The sequence below is a fragment of the Paenibacillus anseongensis genome (assembly GCF_009757995.1).
GTDB classification, from domain to species: Bacteria; Bacillota; Bacilli; order Paenibacillales; family NBRC-103111; genus Paenibacillus_E; species Paenibacillus_E chondroitinus.
In genome coordinates this window covers 322,386-349,375 of the sequence record NZ_WSEM01000034.1, presented here as the reverse complement: position 1 = coordinate 349,375, position 26,990 = coordinate 322,386, and the positions used below count along the sequence as shown (strand labels likewise).

At 45.6% G+C, this 26,990-nt stretch carries 12 protein-coding genes; all 12 read left to right on the top strand.

The genetic code is table 11. The features are described 5' to 3' along the window. The first annotated feature begins 60 nt into the window (after nucleotides 1–60). Nucleotides 61–6,369: a glycoside hydrolase family 9 protein gene (locus GON05_RS32625; RefSeq protein ID WP_157325361.1), complete on the top strand. Its 6,309-nt coding sequence runs from the start codon at nucleotides 61–63 to the stop codon at nucleotides 6,367–6,369. Between the two features lie 345 nt (nucleotides 6,370–6,714). Then, nucleotides 6,715–8,508, top strand: a complete 1,794-nt coding sequence (locus GON05_RS32620; protein ID WP_157325360.1) for a cache domain-containing sensor histidine kinase — start codon at nucleotides 6,715–6,717, stop codon at nucleotides 8,506–8,508. A gap of 75 nt (nucleotides 8,509–8,583) precedes the next feature. Further along, complete coding sequence (locus tag GON05_RS32615; protein ID WP_157325358.1) at nucleotides 8,584–10,191, top strand: response regulator; 1,608 nt, start codon at nucleotides 8,584–8,586, stop codon at nucleotides 10,189–10,191. A gap of 203 nt (nucleotides 10,192–10,394) precedes the next feature. After that, nucleotides 10,395–11,762, top strand: coding sequence for an ABC transporter substrate-binding protein (locus GON05_RS32610; RefSeq protein ID WP_157325356.1), 1,368 nt, complete (start codon nucleotides 10,395–10,397; stop codon nucleotides 11,760–11,762). Nucleotides 11,763–11,838: 76 nt separating this feature from the next. Further along, nucleotides 11,839–12,723 carry a carbohydrate ABC transporter permease gene (locus GON05_RS32605; RefSeq protein WP_127452675.1) on the top strand — a complete coding sequence of 295 codons (885 nt, stop codon included), beginning with the start codon at nucleotides 11,839–11,841 and terminating at the stop codon, nucleotides 12,721–12,723. An 81-nt stretch (nucleotides 12,724–12,804) separates the two neighbouring features. Then, entirely contained in the window at nucleotides 12,805–13,551 is a 747-nt protein-coding gene (locus GON05_RS32600) for a carbohydrate ABC transporter permease (protein ID WP_220138859.1), read from the top strand. A gap of 286 nt (nucleotides 13,552–13,837) precedes the next feature. After that, the gene (locus GON05_RS32595) at nucleotides 13,838–19,666 is read left to right on the top strand and encodes a sugar-binding protein (RefSeq protein ID WP_181646313.1); all 5,829 of its coding nucleotides are present in this window, start codon (nucleotides 13,838–13,840) and stop codon (nucleotides 19,664–19,666) included. 359 nt (nucleotides 19,667–20,025) lie between these two features. Beyond that, complete coding sequence (locus tag GON05_RS32590) at nucleotides 20,026–20,946, top strand: ABC transporter permease subunit (RefSeq protein WP_338114251.1); 921 nt, start codon at nucleotides 20,026–20,028, stop codon at nucleotides 20,944–20,946. Further along, nucleotides 20,943–21,911 carry a carbohydrate ABC transporter permease gene (locus GON05_RS32585; RefSeq protein WP_246239628.1) on the top strand — a complete coding sequence of 323 codons (969 nt, stop codon included), beginning with the start codon at nucleotides 20,943–20,945 and terminating at the stop codon, nucleotides 21,909–21,911. The genes GON05_RS32590 and GON05_RS32585 overlap by 4 nt, the downstream gene beginning before the upstream one ends. A gap of 42 nt (nucleotides 21,912–21,953) precedes the next feature. After that, nucleotides 21,954–23,744, top strand: coding sequence for a type 2 periplasmic-binding domain-containing protein (locus GON05_RS32580; RefSeq protein WP_157325353.1), 1,791 nt, complete (start codon nucleotides 21,954–21,956; stop codon nucleotides 23,742–23,744). Between the two features lie 82 nt (nucleotides 23,745–23,826). Beyond that, entirely contained in the window at nucleotides 23,827–26,031 is a 2,205-nt protein-coding gene (locus GON05_RS32575; RefSeq protein ID WP_157325351.1) for a glycoside hydrolase family protein, read from the top strand. 122 nt (nucleotides 26,032–26,153) lie between these two features. Beyond that, complete coding sequence (locus tag GON05_RS32570; RefSeq protein WP_157325349.1) at nucleotides 26,154–26,948, top strand: helix-turn-helix transcriptional regulator; 795 nt, start codon at nucleotides 26,154–26,156, stop codon at nucleotides 26,946–26,948. Nucleotides 26,949–26,990 lie beyond the last annotated feature (42 nt).

The following is a 26,990-nucleotide window of genomic DNA, read 5'->3' as shown; positions in this document are numbered from 1 at the left end:
GTATCTAAATTAAAGGAGAGGGTAAGAGCAAGCGAATTAAATCAATGATGCTTAGAACTTTTGACTGCCCAGAATCTTATTTCAAAAAAATTTTTGAAAGGAAGTGCAGTTATCATTAACTCTTTAAAGAAAAAAATCGTGTCGATAGCTCTGAGCGCTAGCATGGTTTTAGGTTTAGCGCCTATCGGAGCCATTCCTCCCGTACAAGCCGCTGGCAGCTATGACAATAACTTCTCCATGGTTCTCAGCAGCTCAACCGACGCAAACAGATATCTCACAACGGCAAACTCCAATGCTTTCAACGTAGTTATGTACAACAACACCTATTCCGGTGTCTTCGGCGACCAGCACATGGGGGGAATCGAACTGTTTCTCCATGGGAATCGTATAGCTACCAATGGTGACATTCACTATATGCCCACTCCCGAGCAGTGGGATGCGACTCCAGCGCCTACCCGTGGTACCAAAATATTTGACATGACGACTAACAAAATCACCAGCCCGATGACTTTCAACGGAGCCACGGACGGAACTCTCAAGTATGATCTGATCGCTACCCCAGAGGAAGGCGGCGCATTGCTCTCAGTCGTACTAACCTCGGATTTACCAGCAAGCCTTGCTGGCAAGGCCAGGTTCAACATGGAGTTCATCCCCTCAAAATTTGAGAACAAGACATTTCAGGCAATCTCCGTAGAAAACGGACCTTATGACACCTTCGGAGTATTCCCGCTTCATCCACAGAGCACAATGTCCGAAGTTGAGCGTCCCAACTTTCCGACCCAGTCTTGGTACGTACAAGATTGGAACACGGATAGGGGCAATTCTCAGCCGCTTCCGTTTGTCGAGGGATATGGCTTTACATTTGCCGCTGAGGACGAGCTGAATAATATCAGTATCACCTCTGATACCGGCAAACTCCAGCTGTATGACGCTCGCGACCGCGCGCAGAATGGTTGGTATGTGCTCAGTAACTTGATCACGGATGGCAAGAAAGGCGACACTGTTGCAAAATGGCATATCCGTCCCAAGGTAGTTCAGAACTGGGTGCGAGAGCCAAATATAGCTTTCAGCCAGGTTGGTTATTCTCCCAACCAGGAGAAGTTTGCAGTTATTGAATTAGACAAGTATGAAAATAATTTTCCCTCGTCGGCGTCCCTGCTTCATGTAAACGCAGACGGTTCTAAGGAAGTGGTATACACTGCCAACGTATCTGCTCCCGTATCATGGCAACGGTATAAATATGTGAATTTTGACTTTACAAGCGAAATCAAGACTGGTATGTACGTCATAAAGTATGGCGATAAGGAAAGCGATGTATTCCCGATTGCGAACGACGTATATAATAAATCCTGGCAATCGGCTCTGAGTGGCTTCCTTGCGGTTCAAATGGACCATATCGAGGTTCGCGACGGGGACCGCATCTGGCATGGAGCGGCGCATATGGATGATGGTAGCATAGGACCTCTAGGTGCTTCCTGGTTTGACGGTATGAGCATGCCAGCAACGATGCCGGATTCAATCACTGCGAAAGGCATCAAGCCGGGGCAGCATATTCCTGGATTGAATGTCGGCGGCTGGTATGACGCTGGTGATTTTGACCTCCAAGGTTCCAGAGAAATCGAAGTGCTTCAGGATCTTATTTTTGCGGCCGAGGCTTTCAACAATATGGACAACAGCGATACGTTATCTGTTAAGTGGGATGATAAAACAGGCGGTGTGGTACAAATGCACAAGCCTGACGGAATTCCTGATATTGTGCAGCAGGTTGCACACGGAATCAAGTATGTCCTTGCACAGATCGATAATCTCGGCGGCTACGGTGGAACAATGGAATTACGTACTCTGCGCCAGTACACTCATCTAGGCGATGTTTCTTCCGATACCGACGGTTATATATACGACTCCACCCTTGGCCCAAATGAAATCGTTGAGCGCAACGGTCTCGTATATTCTGGTAAACCTGACGATCGAGTATTATTGCTCGGCGGCGGCGGCGGAAACTTCACCAGCACTCTTACCAGCAACACCTCAGCGGATATCGCAGGAGCCGCATACTTACTGTATGATTATTATCCTGAGCTTGCGACCAAATCCCTGAACACTGCACTCGCCATATGGGACAAAGAAAGAGCATCCCAGCCGGCAAACTTGGGCACCGAATGGAATACGCTGGTTCAGCTGATGCTTGCAACCAAAAAGATGGGCAACAGCAGCAGGTTTGAATATTTTAAGAACCGTCTTTCATCACTAACATCCACTGCATTTAACTCAAACGGTATAAGTTCAAGATACAACTCCTTGTTCATCATGGATCTTATGGACGAGGCCTTTAGAACTCAGGTGGAAAATGCTGTAACTCAATACGCGGCTACGGTTAGTTATCCTACCATAACCAACCCATTCGGAGTGCAGTTTACCACAGGAGCAGGTTGGGGCGGATCACCGACCATAATTGGCTTTGGTCAGCGTCTGGCCATTATGTATAAATACTTCCCAACTATCGATTCCTTGAAAATGTATACTCTACGCTCTGCGAACTATATCCTGGGCAGACACCCTGCCAACAACAATTCGTGGGTGTCAGGTGTGGGCACGAAGTCCCAATTGAAACCCTATAACAGCAACCGTGCGGACCAGTCCTTCATTCCCGGTTCGATTCTGCCTGGTCACATCACTTTTGCGCCAGATTTCGTGGAATCACTTGGTGACTTTAACTTCCTGTGGTTTGAAAACGAATCGATCATCAACTACCAGTCTAAGTGGATTTCTGTAGGTATGGCTGCGAGTATGATCGCCAATGAGTCTTCCACTGAGACTCAAGAACCAACCAAGGACTTCAAAAATAACTTCATGATGGGTATTAAGAAGACGAGTTCCACAGATGGATATCTGCAGACCCCAGGCTTCAACCTGTTCATGTATGATAACACCTTTGACGCTGCACTTGGCGACAAGAAGAATGCGGGCATCGAGCTTATCCAGTCCGGACGCCGTATCGCCACCAACGGCGACATCAGCCTGCTGAATGCTCCGGATAAGTCGGATAGTATTATCCCTCCAGTACGCAACAGCCGAACGGTTGACGATGTGAACAATACCCTCAGCGCGAGCTTGACTATTCCATCAGATTCAAAGGGCAACCCTGCGGTTAGTTACAACCTGAAGGCAGAACCAGAAGCTGGCGGTATCAAGCTTACGGTTAAGCTAGACAATCCTCTGCCAGCAGATCTTATAGGCAAAGCGGGCTTCAGCTTACAATTTGCCCCATCACAGTTCATCAGCAAGAGCTTCCAGGCTGATACGAACGGCGATGGCAATTATGATTCCTTCGGCGTATTCCCTCTCGTTCCTCAGGACGATATGGTGAGTGCTGAGAGAGCTAGGACCGAGGCAAGTGATAAAGGCAACATGCAACCGCTGCCTTTCGCAACCGGCAAGAAGATGACCTTTGCCGCCGAGGATAATGAAAACCGTATTCGCATTTCGTCGGACAGCGGTGATCTCTCGCTCTACGACGGACGTAACAATACACAGGACGGCTGGTTTATACTTCGCACCATGATTCCAGCAAACGCCACCGAAATCACATGGCACATCAGCCCTGACGTTAAGCAGGATTGGACCCGCAAACCCAATGTTGCTCACAGCCAGGTTGGATATGCGATGGATGTATCAAAGGCTGCCGTAATCGAACTTGATCCAAACTTCAACGCACCAACGACAGCTTATGTTGACCGTTTGAATATGAATGGCACCTATACGGAAGTATTCTCCGGTGAGCTTGGCACACCTACTTCATTGGCACGTTATACTTATAGAAATTTTGACTTCTCCTCAGTCAAAGATCCGGGTATGTACGTAATCCGTTACGCTGGAGAACGCACTGATCCGTTCCCGATAAAAAAGAACGTTTATGACAGATCATGGCAGTCATCCCTCAGTGGCTTCCTCGCTGTCCATATGGATCATATGACTGTTCGCGAGAGTTACCGCATCTGGCATAATCAGACATTTAAAGATGACGCGCTTCAAGCTCCGCTCAATATGCAATCGTTTGGTGGATGGAACATGGGAACTGTAACGGATTCTACCTATGCACCCTATGAGCATATTCCTGGATTGGCCGTTGGTGGATGGTACAATCCAAGCGGTTATGAACTTGATACAGCGAGCAACCTTGGGGTGATCCAGGATCTTGCTTTGGCATTTAAAGAGTTAGGTGTAGACTATGACACATTCACAATGGATAATGCATCTAGCTTCGTTGAGATGCACAGAATGGACGGAATTAATGATATTCAACAGCAAGTGAAGCAGGGAATCCTGCAGATATTAGGCCAAATTGAAAATGTCGGCTTCGTATTCAAGGGTATGAAGGTTCCAACCCTGAAGCAATATTCACAGTCAGGTGACGCCTCGAAGGCTTCAGACGGATTCGTTTACGACAGTGCTCTCGCGTCGGACGTTAGATATGGCTTAAAATCTGGCCAGCTGGACGACAGACTTGCTTTTGTCGGTACCAAGAACGTGGAAATGCAGTATGACGCAGCAGCTGCGCTAGCATCGGCAGCCTATGCTCTCAAAGGTTTTGACGACGCACTTGCCGCTCGCTGCCTGGCAACAGCGGAAAACATCTGGAATAAAGAGACCCTTGTCACTAGCGGAACGCAGGTTGCTGCTGAGTGGAGGGCCGCTGTGCAGCTCCTGATCGCCACCAATGGCAACAACGAAACATATAAGCAGTTCATTAAGGAAGTTTCGGCACTTGAGCTGAGTACTACAAACTTCGGAATGGACGGATGGAAAGCAGCGCGTGTCCTTACTTATATGGATCAAGGGTTCAAGAAGGAATTTAAGCAAGCCCTAACCAATTATATCCCTGTTTTGGACAGCGAGATCTCGAACCCGTTTGGCGTGCCGGTAACTGGCGGCAATGTCAGCGTTCTCAACATGGGCGTTAGCATGAGCATCCTGAACAAGTATTTTCCTGAGATTGTGAGCGAGAAATATACGCTCAGCGCAGCGAACTATATCTTGGGCACACATATGTATAACGACACCTCTTGGGTGTCTGGAGTGGGCACTAAGTCGTCGAAACACGGGTATGGCAGCAACCGTGCCGACCGTTACTTCATCGCAGGTGGTATCGTTGCCGGTTCTGCCAACGTTCTGTCGGACTTCCCTGAAGCCGTTGACGATTACAACTATCTGCCAGACGAAACAGGTTACAGTATCGAAACCGCTGCCAAATGGATTGTAGTTGGAAAAGCAGCCGACACAATTTCAACTGCTCCAGTAGTTGATCTAACTAAACCTAGAGTAAACATATCGGCAGCAAGCCATGTACAGCCTGAAAGTAGCTTTATTGTAAAAATCAGTATGGATAATGTGTCACAAAGCGTTTATGCTCAGGATATTTCACTTGGATATGACCCTAATATCTTCGAGTATGTATCTGTGGAAGGTGCTAATGACAAAATCATGGTAGTAGACTCTAGAACCACTCCCGGCGCTGTAAGAATTATTTCTGTGGCCACAAATGGTTTGGCTACGCCAAGTGCGGAAATACTTAACGTCACCTTCAAGGCAAAAACAAATGCTTCCGGAAGTATTGCAGTTACCCAAGCGGTCCTTGGTACTATGCCTGATGGAATAGAAATTGAGGCGGCATTGAGCAGTAAAACCATTGTAGTAGGCACTACATCTGAGGTTGATAAGGCTCAACTTGGAGCATCTATAAGTAGCGCAGAGACCCTTTATGCCAATGCGGTAGTAGGCACACAGACTGGCCAATACCCGCAAACAGCCAAGGATATCTTTAAGGTAGCTATAGATGCAGCAAAAGCTGTGAATGACAACAGCAGTGCAACACAGGCACAGGTAGACAGTCAAGTAATCGCTTTGAATAATTCGAAAAATATCTTCCTTTCTTCAGTGATAGCTGGACAAAGTGTTGATAAGACAGCCCTAGGAGTTGCTATTACTAGTGCTGAAAGACTTTATGCAGAAGCAGTAGTTGGAACACAGCTTGGACAATATCCGCAGGAAGCAAAAGATATCTTCGGTGCGGCGATAGATGCGGCCAAGTCAGTGTACAATAACTATAATGCAACACAATCCCAGGTAGACAGCTCCGTCGAGGCACTTAATAGTGCAGTGATTGTCTTTATGAACAAAGTAGCTTATGCAGACATAAACAATGACGGAATTATCAGCATAGGAGACCTTGCGATTGTAGCTTACTATTATGGAAAGGATTCTACCGACATCGATTGGGAAAAGGCAAAAAGGTCAGATGTGAATAGGGACAACAAGGTAGATATTTATGACCTTTCTTATGTTGCGTATAATTTACTGGATAATAAATAACTAAATAGTAAATTTGAGCTCCAATAATAAGAATGAAGTTATTCTTGTTATTGGGGCTAACTTTTTATTACTATTCACAGTCTCAGCATCTCTTTATGGATATGGATGAGGAGCCCGGGTTCGACCTGAAACAGGAGCTAAGCGGTTTGTTCGCGTTTAGCTCCTTTTCCTTTGGCATCCATTGCCGCTTTTTTGATCAGATTGTGGGCAAGGGAAAACCACCCGACCTCTAGACTTACTTTCTACTTCAAAACATTTCAATTTGAAACGGTTTAAACCTATGCTATTCTTAATAGAGAACTCCCAATAATTCAACCATTTGAAAAGAAAGGAAGTAATCGCGTGATGAGTGGGTTCTCGAAGTATATAGGCGGGATTTCCATTAGAAACAAAATATTCATAGCGAATATATTAATCATTGTCGTATTTATTTCTACCCAGTCGTACTTTGCTAACACGATTTCACAGAAAGCCCTTATTGAGAAAGAAATCAATAATTCTTCCCGAGAGCTTGTGCTCATCAAAAACAACCTTCAAACTTTGATAGCTACAATTGAAGACTATTCTAAAATTTTGGCCAGCGATTATCGGTTGCAGAACGTACTTTATAATGATTTATTATTAAATAGTGAGTTCAATGCAAGCAGGCCGGTTGAAGGTTTAAATAACCTTTCAATGAAAAAGACCCTTTCAGAAACGATTAGCAATATTGTGGAGCCTAACACAAAAATTAAAGCGGTAAGCATTCTCACCTCGAATCGTCACTGGGTGGACGTCGGGTTTGCTGATAACGCATATGCTTCCCGTATATTCGGTGACGATTATGGAGCGGATGATCGTTTCTACCAACCCACTTGGACAAGCTTGATCAAATTCGGATTTTTGTATGAAGGTGAGCACAATGTAATTGCGGTTTCCAAATCGGTCATTCATAAAGATACCGGTAAAATGGTTGGCAGAGTTTTTTTATATGTGAAAGAAGCGACGATTGCTTCAATTTACGAAGGGGAAAATAAGGGAGGGGAATTTTATATCGTTGATTCTGCCGGCCGAATTATTTCCTCACAGAATAAAGCCATGTTATACCGGGATTTCAAGGAAGCCGTCTCCATAACCATTCCCGAGAATGGTAAGGACACAGCATTTACCCAAGGCAGCGGAAAAAATGAAATGTTGATATTCACCCAGCGCTTCGAACCGTTGAAATGGACAATTGTAAGCGTTATCCCTATGGATGATATTTCTTCAGATCGGAAACAAATCAATCAATTAATGATCGGGATCGGCGCAGCATGCCTGCTATTAGCATTAATTGTGTCCTTTCTATTGTCGGGATCGATTACGCGACCCATCTTCCAGCTTGCTAAGACTATGCGAGAAATCCGGACGGGGAAGATGCAAGTCAGAAGTACTTACCAATCAAAAGATGAGATTGGATATTTAAGCGAGGGCTTCAATAACTTAATGAATCGTATTGAAGCGCTTATGGCCGAAAACGTCGAGAAACAAAGGACAAAGGCCGAGATCGAATTTAAATTGCTGCAATCGCAAGTAAAGCCTCATTTTTTGTACAACACGGTTGAAACCATTATTTCGCTCATTAAGCTGGGCTTAGGAAAGCAAGCCATCCAGGCAGCCCAATACATGGCGAATTTCTATAAGATTTCGTTAAGCAAAGGTAACGATATCATATCGATTGGCGAGGAGATGCGTTTAACGGAAAGTTATTTGGAAATTCAGCAGCTGCGTTATGTTGAATATATGACGTATACGATGGAAATTGACAATGAAATTCTGACGTATTCGATTCCTAAGTTGACCCTGCAGCCAATTGTGGAAAATGCCATCTATCATGGATTGAAGCTTAAAAAGGAAAAAGGAATCATACGCATTACCGGAAAGCGAAGCGGCAACAATGTGGAAATTGAAATTTACGATAACGGGGCTGGTATGCACAATAATCAAAGTAAAGCTATAATGGCGGGATTCAGTGCTCTTGATGAAGCTGGGGGATTTGGAATTAGAAGCGTATCCAATCGGATCCAAATGCTGTATGGAGAAAGATACGGACTCCAAGTTGAAAGCGAATTCGGCGTTTATACTAAAATTAAAATCGTATTGCCTCTTCGTCATCATTAGCTCCTGCTCGCATCCATGAGGCTGGCATTTCTATTATCCGCAAGATAAGGATTGAATAGAATAGGGGGAAATACCATGTATAAAGTACTTATCGTCGATGATGAATATTACTTCAGGCAAGCCTTGAAGATTTCGCTGCCGTGGAGTGAGTTGGGCTTTCAAATCGCGGGGGAAGCAAAAAACGGGGCGGAAGCGCTGGAGCTAATGGCTGAGGTAGAGCCTGATGTCGTGTTGGTCGATATGAATATGCCGATTATGGACGGATTGGAGTTTATACACAAAGCCAAAGAGCGCGACCGGAAATTAAAATTTCTGGTGTTGTCAGGCCACAGCGAATTCGCGTATGCCAGACAGGCCGTGCAATTAGGCGTTATGAATTACGTGTTGAAGCCTATTAACGAAGAAGAACTCCAAAGCTCCTTGCTTGATATAAAGGAATTGATACGAACGGAGCGTCTTGGGAAACTGGAGTTGGACGATTTAAGAAAGCAGGCGAGCGAAGGTTTGTCTGTTATGAAGGAGCAAGTGCTGAACGGTTGGCTGCAGGGCAACGGTATCTCTAGATCGAATTCCGAACGGGATCGATTAAATGATTTGGGAATAAAGTTGGAAGGGTTGTATTATAGGGCTATTGTGGTCGATCTGGATTCAAGTGATGAGAGGAATCTTGAGGAGGATATGCTGTTACGCAAAGCCAAAGTACAAGAAATCGCTCAAAATAATATGCAGAGCGCCTTTCAGTGTGTCGGCTGTCATGATCATGAGGCTCACCTGGTTCTGATCATAGGATCGCCTGACGGCAATTTCAATAAGTTGGAATCAATATGCGAACGGATTCGATTGAATATAGAGAACGACTTGGGCTGTACAATAACAATTGGTTTAGGGAATGGCTGCGAAACGCTTGAGTCCATTTCGGCATCATACAAGGAAGCGTTGATCGCATTGAAGCAGCGGTTTGTATGGGGGGGCAACAAGGTGTTCGCACATTCCTTGATTGCGGAAACCGGGATAAAGGTCGGCTTGTTCTCGGTGGAAAAAAGAAGCGGTTTGCTAATGTCTATGCGGATCGGGAACATGCCCGAGACGGAAGAGTGGCTCTCGCGCTTTTTTCATGATACTCGCGTACAAAAAGCTTCTATGGAAATGCTGCTCCTGGCTGGAATCGAAATCGTAGCCACATGTCTGGAATTTTTGGCCGAAGCGTCGCAAAGCTCTGAAGATGTCTTCCGAAATACGACACATCCCGATTTGATACAACACGTTCAGAGGATGAAAACCTTCAACGAGTTGGAGGACTGGATCCGTGCTTTCATTCTAAAGGCCATGGATCATGTGCATAGCCGCAAAACCAATAGAGCCGTAAAAGTTATAGAGGAGGTCAAAACGTATATTTCGAGGCATTACGGCAACGAAGAACTGCGAATCGAAGATATCGCAAAGAGCGTTCATATGAATTACAATCATCTTTGCTTCGTGTTCAAAAAAGAAACGACTTGTACAATCAATGACTACCTGACTGAAATACGGATTATTAAAGCAAAAGAACTTTTTGATCAGGGAGAGAAGGTTATCCAAAACGTAGCGAATCAGGTGGGATATGCGGACGCCAACTATTTCAGCAAATGCTTCAAAAAACAGATGGGCATCACACCTAGCAAATATGTGAATCAAATCAGTTAGACTATATACTTCCATGCAGACGTTAGGGGGAAAGTGAAAACTTTGCCTATAACGTCTATTTTTTACCGTTAATTTTACTACTGGTCCGAGAATAATCTCTGTACTAAAATTGGCAATATTCGTAAAATTAACTCAAGGTTGATACCGCTTTCAAGATCTGAAGTCAATCTGATATCCGCTTTCACAAATAGGGGAGGTAAACAATGAAAACGAAGTCAAAGACAGCAGCTATGTTCCTTATGGCAAGTACTCTTCTGGTTGCGACGGCATGCAGCAGTGGGGATGAAACAAAATCCAGCCAGCCGTCCGACAATCCGTCGCCCTCGGCAACAAGCAAGGAGGATAACAAGAGTACGGCGAAGACGGACAGCAAAAAAATCAAGATGAAAGTCATCACGATTACGACGGACGAAAATCGCAATAAAATTATGGAAAAATTCATTAAACCGAATATTGCTACAGCGCTTCCCAATCTTGAAGTCGAGTTTGAGCCCGGCGGCGGCGGCGAGGATATGGCAAACAAATTGAAGACGTTGAACGCATCCGGGGATATGCCGGACGTATTCTGGAATGACGCGGGCTACTTTACGCCGTTGAAGAGCACAGGCAGCATTCTGGATTTGACACCTTATATTTCCAAAGACGGTTTCTTAGGTAAATACGCGGTACCAGATGCGTTAAAGCATGTAGATAACGGGATTTACAGCTTGTCTTCCGGAGCGGACACCTATTTCACCCCTGTCATCTTCTATCATAAAGATATGTTCGAGAAAGCTGGGGTTAAAGTGCCAACCACGTTTGATGAGTTGATTCAAATCTCGAAGACGCTCAAGAGCAAAGGCATGGTACCGGCTGTAACTCCTGGCAAGGACGGGTGGGGACCGAAGCTCTTCATGCTGCAGCAAATGATTCAAACCGGAGATCCGCAGGCGATGGCAGACCTTGTCAGCAACAAAACGGACTTCAACAATCCATCCGTCAAGGAAGGAGCGGCTCGCATCGAAAAGCTGGTCAAGGAAGGCGTGTTCCCAGACGGAATAGCCAATATAGATTACGGTCCAGCGATGGAAATGTTTACATCCAAAAAGGCGGCTATGTTATGGCAGTTTACTTGGGAGTTGCCAAATCTCGCAAAAGACGAAACGGTTGATTTCTTCCCATTTCCAAGCGCAAGTGATAAGTATAACCCTACAAAGAATGTACAGTTCTGGGGTTCTCCGGTCAACGGTTATGCGGTCAACGGCAAAACCAAGAATCCGGAAGAGGCCGTCAAACTTGCCGAATTTCTAGCCATGGCGGATGCATTATACTTTGAATCTACCGGTGCTCCTATATCTTTGAAAACAGGAAACAAGGCAATGGATCGGAGCCCGCTAATGCAGAAGTTCGTTGACTGGTACAATCCGATTCCTAATAAAATCGCATCCTGGGCTCTTAATTCGTTAGATGCAAAGACGTCTGCCGAAGTGTCTACGCAAGGAGCGAATTTATTAACGGGCGAATACTCAGCAGATAAATTTAATGATGCGATGAACAAGATCTGGAGCCAAAATACGTGGTTTGCTAAATAAAAAATAATTGAATAGCTAAATCCCCTTGGGATAGATCCAAGGGGGTTTAGACACAAATTAAATGGTGGAGAGAGCGATGAACAAGTACTTTAGCACCAAAGTGTCTATCTTTGTGTTTGCTTTCCCGGCATTGCTGCTGTTTACCTTATTCTGCGTATACCCTTTGCTACCGGAGATCTGGATGAGCTTGCATAAGCATGACGGGTTTAGAAATTTGGGTTTTGTTGGTTTAAATAATTACAAAGAAGTGATATTATCTCCATCCTTTTGGACCGCACATAAAAATACGTATCTCATTGTAGCCATTTCATTGTTACTGGGGCTCCCCCTATCCATGATGCTTTCGCTTTTTATGGATGCTCAGACACCGAAGTTTCGTCGATTCTTCAAGACGGTGGCGATGTTCCCTGCGATCCTGTCGGTCACTGTTGTTTCTCAGATTTGGTTGGCGTTCTACGAACCCAATTGGGGCTTATTTAACGCGATTCTCAACTCATTAGGGTTGAGCTCTTGGACACATTCGTGGTTGACGGAAAAGAAAACGGTCATGCCCAGCATCGGTTTGACATTCCTGTGGCAATATATTGGACTGAACGCGATGCTGTTTTATACAGGAATCAAGACCATACCCAAGAGTTACTATGAGGCGGCATTGATTGATGGAGCTAATTTTTTTCAAGTTAGCTTACGAATTACGATCCCTTTGCTGCAGAATGTAATCAAATACGTGCTTATCCTGTCTACATTAGGCTCAATGGCATTTTATTCGCATGTACGAGTCATGACGGCAGGTGGCCCGGGAGATCAGTCCAGAACGGTCATCTACCAGATGTATTACACGGCATTTGATACTTCCGAATTTGGCAAAGGCACTGCGATCGCCGTCATTTTTATTCTGGAATGCCTTTTGATCTCCTTTTTCATTCAAAGGTTCGTTGCCAGAGAAAAACTGGAGTTTTAAGTGGAGGGGAGCTTTCTGAAATTATTAAGTCGAGTGTTTTGGGTAGTTGTGGGATGCACGTTTTTGTTTCCTTTGTATTGGATGATAACAATGTCGTTGAAGTCCAAAAGCGAAGCTTACAGAAATCCTTTTGGGATACCGTCTTCCTGGGATTGGTTGAACTTTAGCGAAGCGCTGTCCAAATATCATTTTTATACGTATTTCGAGAACAGCGTCATTTATACCGCAGGCACAATCATCATTACGTTGATAACCGGCAGTATGCTTGCTTATTGCCTCAGCCGTATGCAATGGAGATTCAACTCCGCGATGTTGCTATATGTATCTATGGGATTAATTGTCCCAATCGAAGTCGTCGTTATTCCTTTATTCCAACTGGTTAAATGGCTGCATATCAAAAATAGTTATTTGGGTCTTATCTTGCCATATTCCGGCTTCGCTATCGCTTCCTGCGTACTGATGCTGTATGCCTTTCTTCGGTCTTTGCCTAATGAGCTGGAAGAAGCGGCATGTATCGATGGAGCGAATGTCTATCAAACGTATATGAAAATCATTTTTCCAATCGTAATGCCGGCGCTCATGACGCAATGTGTTCTTATATTCATTCGAATCTGGAACGAATTTCCGCTTGCTTTTATTATTGCTTCCAAGGATCAATTACGGCCGCTTACGGTGGGGTTGCTTGGATTCTTTGTCAATGTGGGAGTTGCGGATTGGGGGCTCATTGGCGCGAGTATGCTGTTATCCAGCTTGCCTATGATTATCATTTATTTAATTGGGAACGAAAAGATCGAAAATGCACTGACTGCAGGTGCAATTTTGAAGTGACGAAAGTGAAGGGGAAGAAGGGACGCCAGCTAAGGTGTCCCTTCTCCGTATCTGCAGGCTAACGCAACCCTCTATCTTTTCAAATTTACCCGAGAATTTTCCTTACGGTCCAATAATAGTCTCTGGGAATATTCGTACAGACTGGTATCATGAAGTTATTAATTGATAGCGCTTCCAACGTTGGGGTTAGAACAGCTTAGTCGGAATCTGCAGAGAGAAGAAGCCGGCACTAATACCGCCCAGGCGGTAATGTGTATAGCAGTTTACTTATATCCAAGGAGGTTTTATGAAAGTGAGAAAAAGATCATTCATTTGGATTCTGACTTTGGTAACGGTATTTTGCATGTTGCCATTTTCAGGGTCGGTACTCGCAGCTGACAGTGCGGCAAATGCAACTGCGGCTGGCAGTACGCCAAGTGCAACTATCTATGTTGCTACAAATGGCAATGATACCACAGGTGACGGAACGCAAGGAAAGCCGTACAAAACGGTTGCCAAGGCAAAAGAGGTCGTAAGGACTCTGCCTAAGACCGGCGGGGATATCGTCGTTCAAATTGCGGATGGATTTTATTCGCTTGATGAGACCCTGGTATTCAACAAGGATGATTCCGGAAGTGCAAGCAGCACGATTCGTTATGAGGCGGCGCCGGGTGCGAAGCCGGTAATCAGCGCGGGTGAAATGTTGGGAAAAGGCGTATGGACTGAAGCTGTTGGCCTCACCCAGACTGGCGGTTTGAAGGCGTATAAAACGACCCTGAACCGGAGCGATAAGTTGCGGGCGATATATGTCAACGATAAGAGAGCCAACATGACGCTGAGCTCGCAAGTCGTTTCGGCTAACAGAACCGTCACCGGCACTCCCACAGCCAGCTTTACTACTGCTAATAATTCTTGGGCGTGGCAGAACGGCAGCAACATCCGGGCGGGTATCGTATTCGATGCCAGCGTGGGTCTGACAACAGCAACGAAGAATCCCCAAAACATCGAAGCCGAAAGCATGGGCGGTTCCACCGCCAGATGGGCGAGGCCTTTTGTCACCTTCGCGTCAATTGAACAGGCGCCGGCAGCCAGCAACAAGCCCGGTGGTGTCATGCTCCGGTTCCAGATGCCGTATGCGGCGATTTCACAGTCTTTAAGTAATAATACGCAATACAATCCAGGTAACAATCAAGTGATCCGCAACGCTTTCGAATTTTTCAACAAACGCGGAGATTTCTATTTCGACCAGGCGGAAAGCACGCTTTATTACATCCCGCTTGAAGGCGAGAATATCAATACCGCCGACGTGGTGATTCCAAAGCTTGAGACGGTTCTCGACATCAGAGGGATCCCTGTAGGAGATCGGTTAAACCCTGTTGCGGGCTCGGATGATGGACGTGTCAAAAATATAACTTTCAACGGGCTGAAGTTTGCCCATACCGACTACAAACTGACTGAACTGACGGGCACATATACGCTTAGCGACGGATCCGGTCCGGTAACGACTAGTTCCCGTGGCTATGCGTCCGTTCAAGGCTCTATCGTGAACAAAGTTTACTTCCCCAGCAGCATAAACTGGCATGAGACTTTCTACCGAGGGTATGACATACCGCCGGCAGCGGTAACGATCAACGCGGCGAGGAACATCAAAGTGCTGAACGGCGAGATCGGGCTTACCGGATTTAATGGCATCCATGTAGAAAACGATGCCAAGGATATCGAAATCTCGGGCAACTATATCGTAGATACGCTCGCTTCCGGCATTGTAATCGGACATCCGCAGCATATCTATGAAAATGATGTGGCGATTACGCATGAATCCAGTGCTTCGGTCTCTGGCACGCCAATAAGGAATTGGGCTGGCGTTGATAAGGAAAAATTTACGGCGGGTACGGAAGCCGTGCCGGAGAATATTTATATTACAAATAACTTTTTGTACAGGACCTGCTACGGATTCCCGGGCGCGAACGCTCTGGCTTCTTTCTACACAACGAATATGCAGGTACTGCACAACTACATTTATGACACCACTTACGGCGCCATGAGCATCGGTTGGGGTTGGGATGAGTATGATGGGTTCGGCTTTACTGCTCAAGGTACCAACAAGACAGGCGGCCCTTACAATGGTACGAATGAAACGAGCATCGCAAGGTCTCCAGCCATATCTACGACCTCCAGGAATAACAAAATAAACTATAACCGGATAGAGCAAATTTGCACGGTAGTTAACGACTCCGGAGCCATTTACTCTCTGGGCCGGCAGGGCGATCCGGGTAATTTGCCGGGCGGAGGGACATGGGATACCATCAACACCGTCTACCCGTTAACAAACGACCCTGTCACGAACAAGAATAGTAACTGGAATTCTGACAACTGGACGAATTTCACGGAGATGAACTACAACTTCCTTAACCCGAATCCAACTGACAAACCTACGGACTCCAACAACTGGATGAACGGATTCCATCCTGACGAAGGCAGCACGTTCATCAAGATGATAGGCAACGTTGTGCAGGCAAAGCTCTCCTATGCCGTGGGGCAAAGCCGTCTTATTGAGTTTAACAACTGGAAGCGCAAAAGCGATATGATTATGGTCCAAGGTTACGTAGACGGGGATAACAACCAGAATGGCGCCCCTAGGACTACTTATGACAATTACAAAAGCACAAGCCGCATTTGGCCACTTAAGGGCAACGAAATCGTTTTGAATTCAGGCCTTACCAACGAATACACGAAGATGATCCCAAGGAGCCTCATTGCCGATACCGAGTTTGAGTTGGCTTCCAACGTCATCATGGGTAAAGGTGAGAAGCTGAACCGCAGGGGTCTGCTGAAAGCTCAAGACACAGTTTGGCTCGCACCAGCGAATACAACTGTCTTTAATGAAGGCAATACGATGACAAAGGCTGCCGGCGACGTAACGTCAATCAACGCTCCGTCTGTCGCAGGAGAATACAAATTATATATCAAATATGGAGACGGCAGAGAAACGGCCACTTCCAAGTATACGGTATACGTCGACGCGAGCGGTTCAGCAACCAATGTGGAAAATGGGAAAAACTACGAAGTTTCAGCGGTACGTCCGCTTAAACTGACATTGAGTAACGATTACACCTTTACGCTTAACGGCAAGCCCGTGGCGAATGGGTACGAAATAAGCACCGAAGGAAGCTGGACCTTGGTAGGCAGCACTTCAACGCCTGCACTAACCCTCAATTTTACCACCACAGTATCGGTGGCGAATAGGCTGCTCCCGGCTGATGTGTCAGTAGCCCCCGGCGGGAAAGTCAGGTTAGCGTACGATTTGGACGACGCCACCAAACAGATATGGATTTCCTCATCAAGCGACGGAAATTTTATTGAAAGCGACAAAGAAACAATGGCCTCCGGCAACATGATAGAAATAACCGCGCCAAAGCTGCCCGGTCCATACATTATTTATGTACGGTCGAAAGAAGGCGATGTTCTCAGCCTGTCGCACGCTCGTGTAGTGGTGCGCGATATGACGCCTGTCGATATTCCTAGAAATGGTCTTGACTTATGGCTCAAGGCTGATGAGGGCGTGGAACAAGATAGCAGTGGCAACGTGACTGGATGGACAAATATGGGAAGCGTCCCGGCGAAGCTTGTCCCAGCGAACGTCCCCGGTAGCGGTGGCGATAATCTTGGAGCACCAACCGGCAACCCCACGCTAAAGAACGATGGATACGACTATGTAGATTTCGCAGCGATGTCAAGGCCGCTAAAAGCTGCAGGTTTTAAAAATTATAACGGCAGTACGCAGATGACGATATACGCGCTGGTTAAACCAACAACCACAGCCAACAACTCCAGTGACCAAAATGGTCTTGTTTATTTCGGAATGAACGAGGCTTACCAAACTTGGGCGGCTAACAGCGGTTGGAGCGGTATTAATTTGGGTGTAGGAACAAACAGAGTTAACATCCGCTTTGGTAACACGGATGGCAGCGTATCGGGCGGCGGGCAACAAATGACAACAACAGCCACTAACGGTTTGGCCAGCGTTCGGGCGCAGTTAAACGGAACCAATAGAGCCGTTTTTGTTAATAACAATGTCATCGGCACAGGAACCAACGCTAAAGCGCTTTTAGGGAACAGCTCGGATCTGGGTGTAGGTTACACGATGGCGGCTGCAACCCCCTTCCGCTTCCTGGGTGGAGTCTCGCAGATTCTCATCTACGACAGGGTGCTGACAGCTGACGAAATTACGAAAGTAGAAACATATTTTAACAATGTCAAAGCGGGCCGTGGTGGACCTGCGAACCCAATTGTCACAACGGTCGACAAAACCCTGCTGACCGCCTTGATTGAGGCCGCCAATAAAAAGGACTCTAGCATCTATACAAGCAATTCATGGAATGCTTTTGCAAGCGCATTAAATGATGCCAAAACTTCCGTCTCAAATGGTGAGATCGGGCAGGCAGTAGTAGACAATGCCTATTACGCGCTGCGTAACGCGATGAAAGAGCTTCAATTGATACCAAGCGGAGTTAGTACCGCCGTATACGGAACGCCTGTTATCGGCGGCTCCGAGCTCGACCCACTCTGGAATACGACCGCCACGCTGCCGATTCTTAAGCATCTGACAATGGCGAACGGTCCGACGGACGGCACAGGTAAAGTGCTATGGGACAATAATAACCTGTATGTACTGGTACGTGTAAAAGACCCTGTGCTGAACAGCAGCAGCAGCAACGCGTATGAGAAAGACTCTGTCGAAATCTTTGTGGATGAGACTAACAGTAAACAAACCACTTACGGTACAGGTATGGGACAATACCGTGTTAATTATCTCAATGAGAAAAGCTTTAATCCAGGCAGTATCAGTGCGGGGTTTGAGTCTTTTGCCAAAGTCGTGGATGGCGGCTATTACATTGAGACTAAAATTCCGTTTAAGGCAAGTGTTCCTGCAGCTAATCGTGCCATTGGATTTGATTTACAGATCAATGATGCGAAAGCAACAGGCGGCCGTCAGGACATTATCATGTGGAACGACGTGACCGGACAGTCCTATGCCAACGGTTCACAATGGGGTGTGGTTACTCTTCTGGGCGAGCAGAAGCTGACGGTGACGGGAGCCGACGGAGCGACCTCCATCACAACCAAAGACGGCACGCTGCAAATGTTGGCGGGAGTGCCCGTCGTATGGTCGGTAACCGCAGAAGACGGTTCGGAGACGAATGCGGCGATCATCAGTGAGACGGGATTGCTGTCGGCCAAAAAGAACGGCGTTGTGAAAGTAACGGCGCAAGCGATCGGTTCTAGTCTGAAAGGCAGCGCGCTGATCTCAATCAGCGGTCAAGAAGGCGCGGTGCTGTCAGGACCAACAACCGTTGATGGTGGCAAAACCTTTGATGTTGATCTCAGCTTGGCGGGTTCTGGCAAAGAAATCATCGCGCTGGATACGACGATTAATTATGATTCCGATAAGCTGGGGTTTGTATCCATGGACTCGCTTCAGGAAAATAATTTCAAACTGGTCGGCGATGTTAAATCGGATGGCAAGTTAAGAATTATTGCGGCTAATATTGGAAATACGGATATGGCGAGTGGATTGATCAGGCTTAAGTTTAAAGCTATTGCAACGGATAATTCGCAGATCGCTTCCATTCGCGTCTCTCAGTTAACGGTTGCTAATGGTGCGGGCCAAGAGAAAGAATGGGCTGGTGCAACTCATACAGTCCAAATTAATAAACTGGATAAATCGGGCTTACTGCGTCTGATTGCGGAAGCGCAAAGCGCTCATGATACAGCAACGGAAGGCACATATCCTGGTCAATATCCATCAGGTTCGAAAGCAACCTTGCAGGCAGCAATTGATGCCGCTCAAGTGGTGGCGTCGACTCAAGGAGTAAGCCAGGCTGAAATTGAAGCGGCAATCTTGAGCCTGAATGCGGCACTGCAAAGCTTTAATGATTCAATAATTAAAGCTATCGATGGAGATTTCAATAACGATAATAAAGTAAGTATTGGTGACCTTGCGATTATTGCTTCTGCTTATGGTAAAAAGAAAGAAGATGCAGATTGGAACCAGTACAAAGCGTTGGATTTGAATGGCGATGGCACAATTGACATCTTTGATATCTCAATTCTGGCTCGTAAAATTCTGAATTAATAACATGTAAAAAAGAAATGGTGGCTCTAGTTGAAATTAACTTGAGCCGCCATTTCTTTTTATGTGCTTCATATTTGTTGTGGGAGACCTAATCCGAGCGATCTGAGAATAGATCAATAATCGATGAGGATAGGTCATTGTTTTGAAAAAATTGATATTTTATAATGGCTTTAACGAAACAAAATGAAAACGCTATCAAGTGAAGCGGCATCTTTTAATCTATCGATTGACCTGTTGCGCTATGACCTATAGTAATACAGTAGCGGAAATTGCCATCTCGGCATTCCATATAGATTTATAAATATCGTAATGTGTCAATAAACTCGTTGAATATACCATTAAAAAGGGAGTGTTACATGGTGCAAATACAAAAAAACAGCCTGACAAGCAGTTCAATAAGAAAATTTCTTTTTATACTCCCATTTATGATTTTGCTTGGTATCTTTGCCTATTACCCGTTATATGGTTGGGTTTATGCATTCTTTGACTACACGCCGCCGATTCCGCTATCCCAATCGCCATTTGTCGGTTTGAAGTGGTTTCATACCTTGGTCGAAAACCAAGTAAAGATCGATCAAACCCTTCAAATCCTCAAAAACACATTTGGGATGAGTGGCCTAAATCTGCTATTCTCCTGGCTTCCAATGATTTTTGCCATATTCCTGACGGAAATCAAGTCCGTACGGTTCCGGAGGTTCATACAGACGGTAACAACCTTGCCGAACTTTATCAGCTGGGTATTGGTCTATTCACTGGCATTTTCAATGTTCTCTAGTGACGGTATAATCAACGGTCTTTTGAAACAAATTGGACTTATCGATTCCCCGATTTTACTTCTTCAAAATTCCGATCATGTCTGGATGATGATGTGGATATGGACAACTTGGAAAACATTGGGTTGGTCAGCCATTTTGTATATAGCAGCAATTATGGGTATAGATGATGCTCTATATGAAGCGGCCTATGTAGACGGCGCGACAAGAATGAGGGTGATCTGGCATGTCGTTTTGCCAAGCATGGTGCCAACCTATTTCGTCTTGTTGATGCTGCAAATTGCGAGTTTTCTGAATAATGGCTTGGAGCAATATTTTGTATTTCAAAATGCATTTAATAAGGATTCCATACAGGTTTTAGACTTATATGTTTACAACCTTGCAATGGGGGGCGGAAGCTATTCCGTGTCCGTTGCGATCAGTGTGCTTAAAAGCTTGATCAGTGTTGTGCTTCTCTTTTCTGTGAACGGACTATCAAAAAGACTAAGGGGAGAGAGTATTGTATGAGTCATACAGCAGCAGGGTTGGCGTCGAATGATAAAGTGCCCGGCAGTCATCTCACCAGAAAAATGAAAGTCCAAGTCAGCGCATCAGACAAGATGATGACTGTTTTAATATATGGGTTGTTTTCTCTGTATGCGCTTATATGTGTATATCCATTTTACTCGATCATTATTAATACCATAAGCGCTAACGATATCAGTGCCAAAGGTGATGTTATCTTCTACCCGATAAATATCCAATTCCATAACTACGTGGATGCGTTTAAAATACCGGGGTTGTGGGATGCAGCCATTATTTCTATAGCAAGGACCGTAATTGGAACCACTTTGACGGTAGGAGCCTCCGCCTTTCTGGGATTCATGTTTACCCAGGAGGATATGTGGAAGAGAAAATTTTGGTATCGCTACACGGTTTTAACCATGTTTTTTAATGCCGGCGTTATTCCTTGGTATTTGACCATGAGGTCTTTGCATCTGACAAACAATTTTTTGGCCTACATTCTGCCGACGATTGTAGCTCCGTTTTTTATCATTCTTGTAAAAACTTTCGTGGAATCAACGCCGAAGGAATTGCAGCATGCGGCAAGTATCGACGGCGCCGGGACCATGACTCTTTTTTTCAAAATCATGTTGCCTATTTGTAAGCCGATATTAGCTACAGTTGCGATATTCGCAGCAGTGGATCAGTGGAATTCCTTTCAGGACACGTTGTTGTTAGTCACGGAGAGCAAACTTTATAGTTTACAGTTTATTCTCTATAACTATATGAATCAGGCAAGTTCCTTATCCAGCATGGTAAACCTGCAGAATGCTGGCTCCACAGCGATGTCAAGTCTGGCAACGAAGCAAACGACGACATCCATTCGAATGACGGTGACTGTTATTGTTGTAGCGCCTATTTTGTTGGTTTATCCGATTTTCCAAAGGTTTTTTGTCAAGGGGATTATGATCGGTGCAGTGAAAGGATAATTTGCGCCGGATTAATAAATTGAATAATTATGGGGGTTGAGTATGCGTAAACCTGGTAAAGCAATAAAAAAATCGGCGTTGTTATTGTTTGCTAGCCTATTCATGGTGTCGGTCGCATTGACCGGCTGTGGAGATGAATCTAGCAATAAGACTGCATCAACGGAACCAAGCAAGTCGCCGAACTCCGGTACTGAAGCTACATCCAAAGCACTAGATCACAGTAAACCGTTGACCATCACTGTTTTTGACAATGCAGCCAATTATCAAGGAGAGCAGAAAGGGTGGTATGGTAAGCTTATTAAGGATAAGTTCAATATTACTCTGAACATTCTTGCTCCGCAGATTGCCGGCGATCAGCTATACAAGACAAGATCGGCAGCAGGTAATTTGGGCGATCTCCTGATCGTCAACAACAATCAACTGGAAGAATTAATTCCAGCCGGTTTGATTATGGACCTCTCGGATAAGATCAAGAGTACGCCGAACCTGTCCAAATATGTGGACAATCATTTCAAACCTTTCAATGCAGCATTCGAAAAAGTAAATCCTAGTGGCAAGATTTATGCTTTGCCGACCTTTGAGGCCGATACTTCACCAACGACATACTCGGAACAAATTCCTTACTCAAGCCCAATTATGCCCTGGGATTATTATAAGGGCGTCGGGGCTCCCAAGCTGAACAATCTGGATGATCTTTTGAATGTACTGAAACAAATGCATGAGAAATATCCGAAGACTCCGGACGGTAAGCCGATCGCTCCAATCACGTTGTGGAAGGATTGGGACAGTAGAGGCACGATGGAAAATGCACGCTGGTTGAGCAATTGGTACGGTTACGAGCAGCCAGAAGGAACCACGACTATGCAGTTGAATGCAAAAGGCGACGTTGTTCCCCTCATTGATGACAACAGTATGTACAAGAAAATTCTGCAATTTTATTTTAAAGCAAATCAGATGGGGTTGGTTGACCCTGACTCGCCGACCCAGGATTGGAACAAAGTATCGGAAAAGCTGACCAACAAGCAGGTATTTCTTTTGTGGTACTCATGGGAAACAGGATTCTACAACTCGATTGAAAGAGGTAAAAATGGTGACGGGAATGTGGCTATTCCGATCGCTGATACGCACATCATTCAGTCAAGTGATGCCTATTACGGCAATGGAAGAGCGTTTGCTATCGGTTCCAAAGCCAATGATCCCGATCGGATCATGGAATTCATGGATTGGCTGGCCTCTCCAGAAGGCTTGCGCTACTATGTGAATGGATTTGAAGGCTTCAACTACGAAAAGACGGCAGATGGCAAATTTAAACTGACCGAAGTAGGCCAAACCGCATTCCAGAAAAATACACCTGTTCCGGATCAGTACGGAGGCGGCGGGTATCAGGACGGACAAAGCAAGCTCAATACAATGATCATCAGCGATTTTGCCAAAGATCCATTGACAGGGGAGTTTTATAATAGCAATTACTGGGCTGCAACAATTGAAGCGAATAAGACAGCGCTAACGACAGATTGGCAAAACACCTATAAAGCAGAAAACGCAACAGACTACTACCTGAAAAATAAGATGATCGATATCGTCCCCAATATTAATACAAGTCTGGGCAGCGATTCATCAGAAATTAAAAACAAACGCAGCCAGATTTCTGACTATGTAAAGAATACATCTTGGAAAATGGTATTTGCGAAGAATCAAGCAGAGTTCGACAAACTTTGGGAAACGATGAAGAAAGATGTAATAGGCCTCGGTTGGAATGATGTCTTTGCCTCGGATACGGAAAAAGCGCAAAAGATTGTTAAAATGCGCGCAGATGCACTAGCTAAAAAGTAAAAAAATCTAATTTTAATGAGTGAGGGATATGTATGTTCTTATATATCCCTTATTCATTTTCTAATTCTAAGGAGGAAACTTCATGAAGCTGGAATTCGGCAACTATATCCTGATCTCCAAAGAGGGTGGCATAGAGGTTCAGAAAAATGGCAAGACGCTCTATTTCAACAAGCGGCCGATGTTCGTGACGATAAAGACCGCCTTTGCCATTAATGAGTTTTATGAGCAAGCATACGCCGAAATCACTGCTTACGGTGATAAAATCGTGGCTGAAGGTACGTTAATTGTCCCGACAGGCTCAGAATTCTTCTTCTCTGACGTATATGAAGTGGTCAACACAGGGTTCAAGGTAAGCAGGAACGTCAAGGTGTTGAAAGCGGGAGATGACCTTGGCTTTTCTACCAAGATCTCTTTGACGATTGCGGAATCGGATGACGTTCATGACTATCACTGCTTCGCACCCGGTGTCTGGTATAAGCAGAACGAATTCGCGCCTGACTACGCAATGGGCAAAGACCTGGACAACGAATATTTCTGGCGGATGGAAACCAATTACGCCTTGCCGTTGTTCGCGATGCAGCACATCGCTTCAGGAGAAGCTGCAGCTCTCTCTCGCTGGGCTGCGGATGTAACCATGCAGTCTACGGACATTGTTAGGTCCGAGAATAACACGGACCCGAAATGTACCATCGGAGCCATCGGAATGAGCAAGCCGGAGAGCAAGACGCTGAACTATTTGTATTACGGCTTTGGTGTACGCAAGGCATTAGAGATAGAGATTGACGGCCTGTCGATCGATTATGTGTATCCGGGCTGCGATGGCGAGATGCCTAGAAGAAATCAATATGAGGGTCTGGATTACAGTAAGAAAACGAAAAGGTTTCAGCGCATTAACCATCCCGTAGAAGTTGGCTTTGAACAAAATTACGCAATCGGCATTCAATTCGGCCATTATGGCAGCTTCCAGTCGATGATGAGAGAAATTTGGCGGGACACCTATTCCCGGCTGCGCGACAAGTTATTCGAAGTAGATAATGAACTTTATTTTCATAATTGTATGAATATTCTGACTAAATTTACACGTCAATACGGGGATTCGTATGGTTTGCCTTTTTCCTGTCAATTGCCCAACATGGATATCTCTAGCGTTTCCTTCCAGTTCGGCTTCGTTGGGCAGCAGCCTGGAATCGGATATCAGTTGCTTCGTTATGGTGATAAAGATGGCGTGCCTGAAGCGTTTGAGAAAGGCGTGAATGTCATCGACTTCTGGGTGAGAACGGCTATGACGGATTCGGGCCTGCCGCAAATGTGCTATAACCCGAACATCAGCGGATTCGAGCCGTATCCCCACTACATCCGAATGCTGGCCGATGGAATTGAGCCGATTCTGGACGCCTTTCTCTACCTGCGCGGAAAAGGAGACCTGCGTCCATCTTGGCTGGAATTTTGCAAAAGAACGGCCGATTGGCTCGTGGATATTCAGAATGAAGATGGCAGCTATTACCGGGCTTATCATACCGACAGTTCCATCCGTATGGACTCGAAGGCCAACACGCCCAGCGTGATTCGTTTCCTGGTCCAATTCTATCTTGTGTCTGGAGACGAGAGATATAAGGCTGCAGCGATCCGTGCCGGAGATTGGTCCTTTGATTGTAATTACCGCAATATGGAGTATCGGGGTGGTACCTGCGACAACTCTGATATTCAGGATAAAGAGGCTGGCATTTATGCTTTATTCGGATTCCTTGCCCTATATGATCTGACCGGTGAGGATAAGTGGCTGGAAGGAGCAATCGGAGCTGCTGATTATACCGAGACGTGGACCTATGCCTGGTCATTCCCGGTACGCACGCTCTGGCCGAAACATCCGTTCAACCACTATTCGATCAGCGGTCAAAGCATCATCACGATCGGAGGGGGTGCCGACGTGTATATGGCCGCTTGCTCATACACCTATTACAGGTTGTATGTCATTACAGGCGATGAACATTATCTTGACTTCGCCGAGTTCATCCACAAGAACACCAGGCAGTCGAGCGACGTGGATGGCAGCGTCGGATACGCCATGCCTGGCTTGGGGCATGAAAGCGGCAACTTTACGACGCAAACACTGCAAAGCCACTACCACTGGCTGCCGTGGTGTACCTATGTGGAAGTCGATCCCTCATCGAGGCTATATGACACCTTCGGAGGCTATGAAATTGCGGATGCGCAAAAGCTCAGCACAGAGGAGCGGGCGAAGAAAAACCGCATTTATGACACCTTTACAAGGGGCGTTCTTTCTTGACACATTGACCAGCACAGCGCCGATAAAGCGTTGTTCCTTTGCTTCGTTGACTGTTTTCAATCAGTAATATATGCTAATAAATAATTGATGCAATGTTATTTTTTGGATACTGGAGGATCATGATGACCAACATTTTTTATGTTGAGTATGATGCCGCTCACGCAAGCAATTTTGTGTTCGATATCCCAGAGGGCCATCATTGCTGGCTGCTCGTCGTGACCCATACACCTGCCCTGTTTTGGGTTAATGGAGAATTGAAAGAGTACCCGGCGCACAGTGGGGTTCTATACCATCCCGACCAAAAAATTTATTACCGGGCATGTGCGGAACAATATAAGAACGACTGGATTCGATTTGAATCCAAAGAATCATACGTAATGGAAACTTCGCTTCCATTCGGAGTGCCATTTTCGTTAAATGACCCTGAATATATTCATAAAATTTTTCAACTTCTCGTCAGTGAACACTCTTTTCAAAAAAATTATAAAGAATCATCCATTGACTGCTTACTGAGAACCCTGTTTAACAAGTTGCTGGAATCTTACTTTCAAGAAGTCATTACACCTCAATACTACAATTTGTTGACGCTTCGGACCGCCATTTACAGTAATCCTAGCCAGGATTGGGCGGTTCCGAGAATGGCTGACTCGATCCGAATCAGCCCTGGGTATTTGCAGACCATATACAAGAAGACTTTCGGGATTTCTTGTATGGATGACGTAATTACAAGCCGCATCCGCCAAGCCAAGGAGTATTTGTTGCACGGCTCGCTATCCATCGCGGAGGTCTCTTTACGCTGTGGGTACAACAACGTGGAGCACTTTTGTCGTCAATTCAAGCAGATTACGGGCTCTACACCAAGAAAGTTTCACAAGCAGTTGGAAGGCGCATCTGTTGAGAGGGCCGCTAGAACTTAGTTTATACAACTAAACAGAAGAGGAAGCAATGGCTAACAACCA

What these genes read in the sequence shown, in the direction of transcription:
- GON05_RS32605 (WP_127452675.1), top strand. Translation starts at nt 11,839, where the DNA reads ATGAACAAGTACTTTAGCACCAAAGTGTCTATCTTTGTGTTTGCTTTC.
- GON05_RS32570 (WP_157325349.1), top strand. Translation starts at nt 26,154, where the DNA reads ATGACCAACATTTTTTATGTTGAGTATGATGCCGCTCACGCAAGCAAT.
- GON05_RS32595 (WP_181646313.1), top strand. Translation starts at nt 13,838, where the DNA reads ATGAAAGTGAGAAAAAGATCATTCATTTGGATTCTGACTTTGGTAACG.
- GON05_RS32580 (WP_157325353.1), top strand. Translation starts at nt 21,954, where the DNA reads ATGCGTAAACCTGGTAAAGCAATAAAAAAATCGGCGTTGTTATTGTTT.
- GON05_RS32615 (WP_157325358.1), top strand. Translation starts at nt 8,584, where the DNA reads ATGTATAAAGTACTTATCGTCGATGATGAATATTACTTCAGGCAAGCC.
- GON05_RS32600 (WP_220138859.1), top strand. Translation starts at nt 12,805, where the DNA reads ATGATAACAATGTCGTTGAAGTCCAAAAGCGAAGCTTACAGAAATCCT.
- GON05_RS32585 (WP_246239628.1), top strand. Translation starts at nt 20,943, where the DNA reads ATGAGTCATACAGCAGCAGGGTTGGCGTCGAATGATAAAGTGCCCGGC.
- GON05_RS32610 (WP_157325356.1), top strand. Translation starts at nt 10,395, where the DNA reads ATGAAAACGAAGTCAAAGACAGCAGCTATGTTCCTTATGGCAAGTACT.
- GON05_RS32620 (WP_157325360.1), top strand. Translation starts at nt 6,715, where the DNA reads ATGAGTGGGTTCTCGAAGTATATAGGCGGGATTTCCATTAGAAACAAA.
- GON05_RS32575 (WP_157325351.1), top strand. Translation starts at nt 23,827, where the DNA reads ATGAAGCTGGAATTCGGCAACTATATCCTGATCTCCAAAGAGGGTGGC.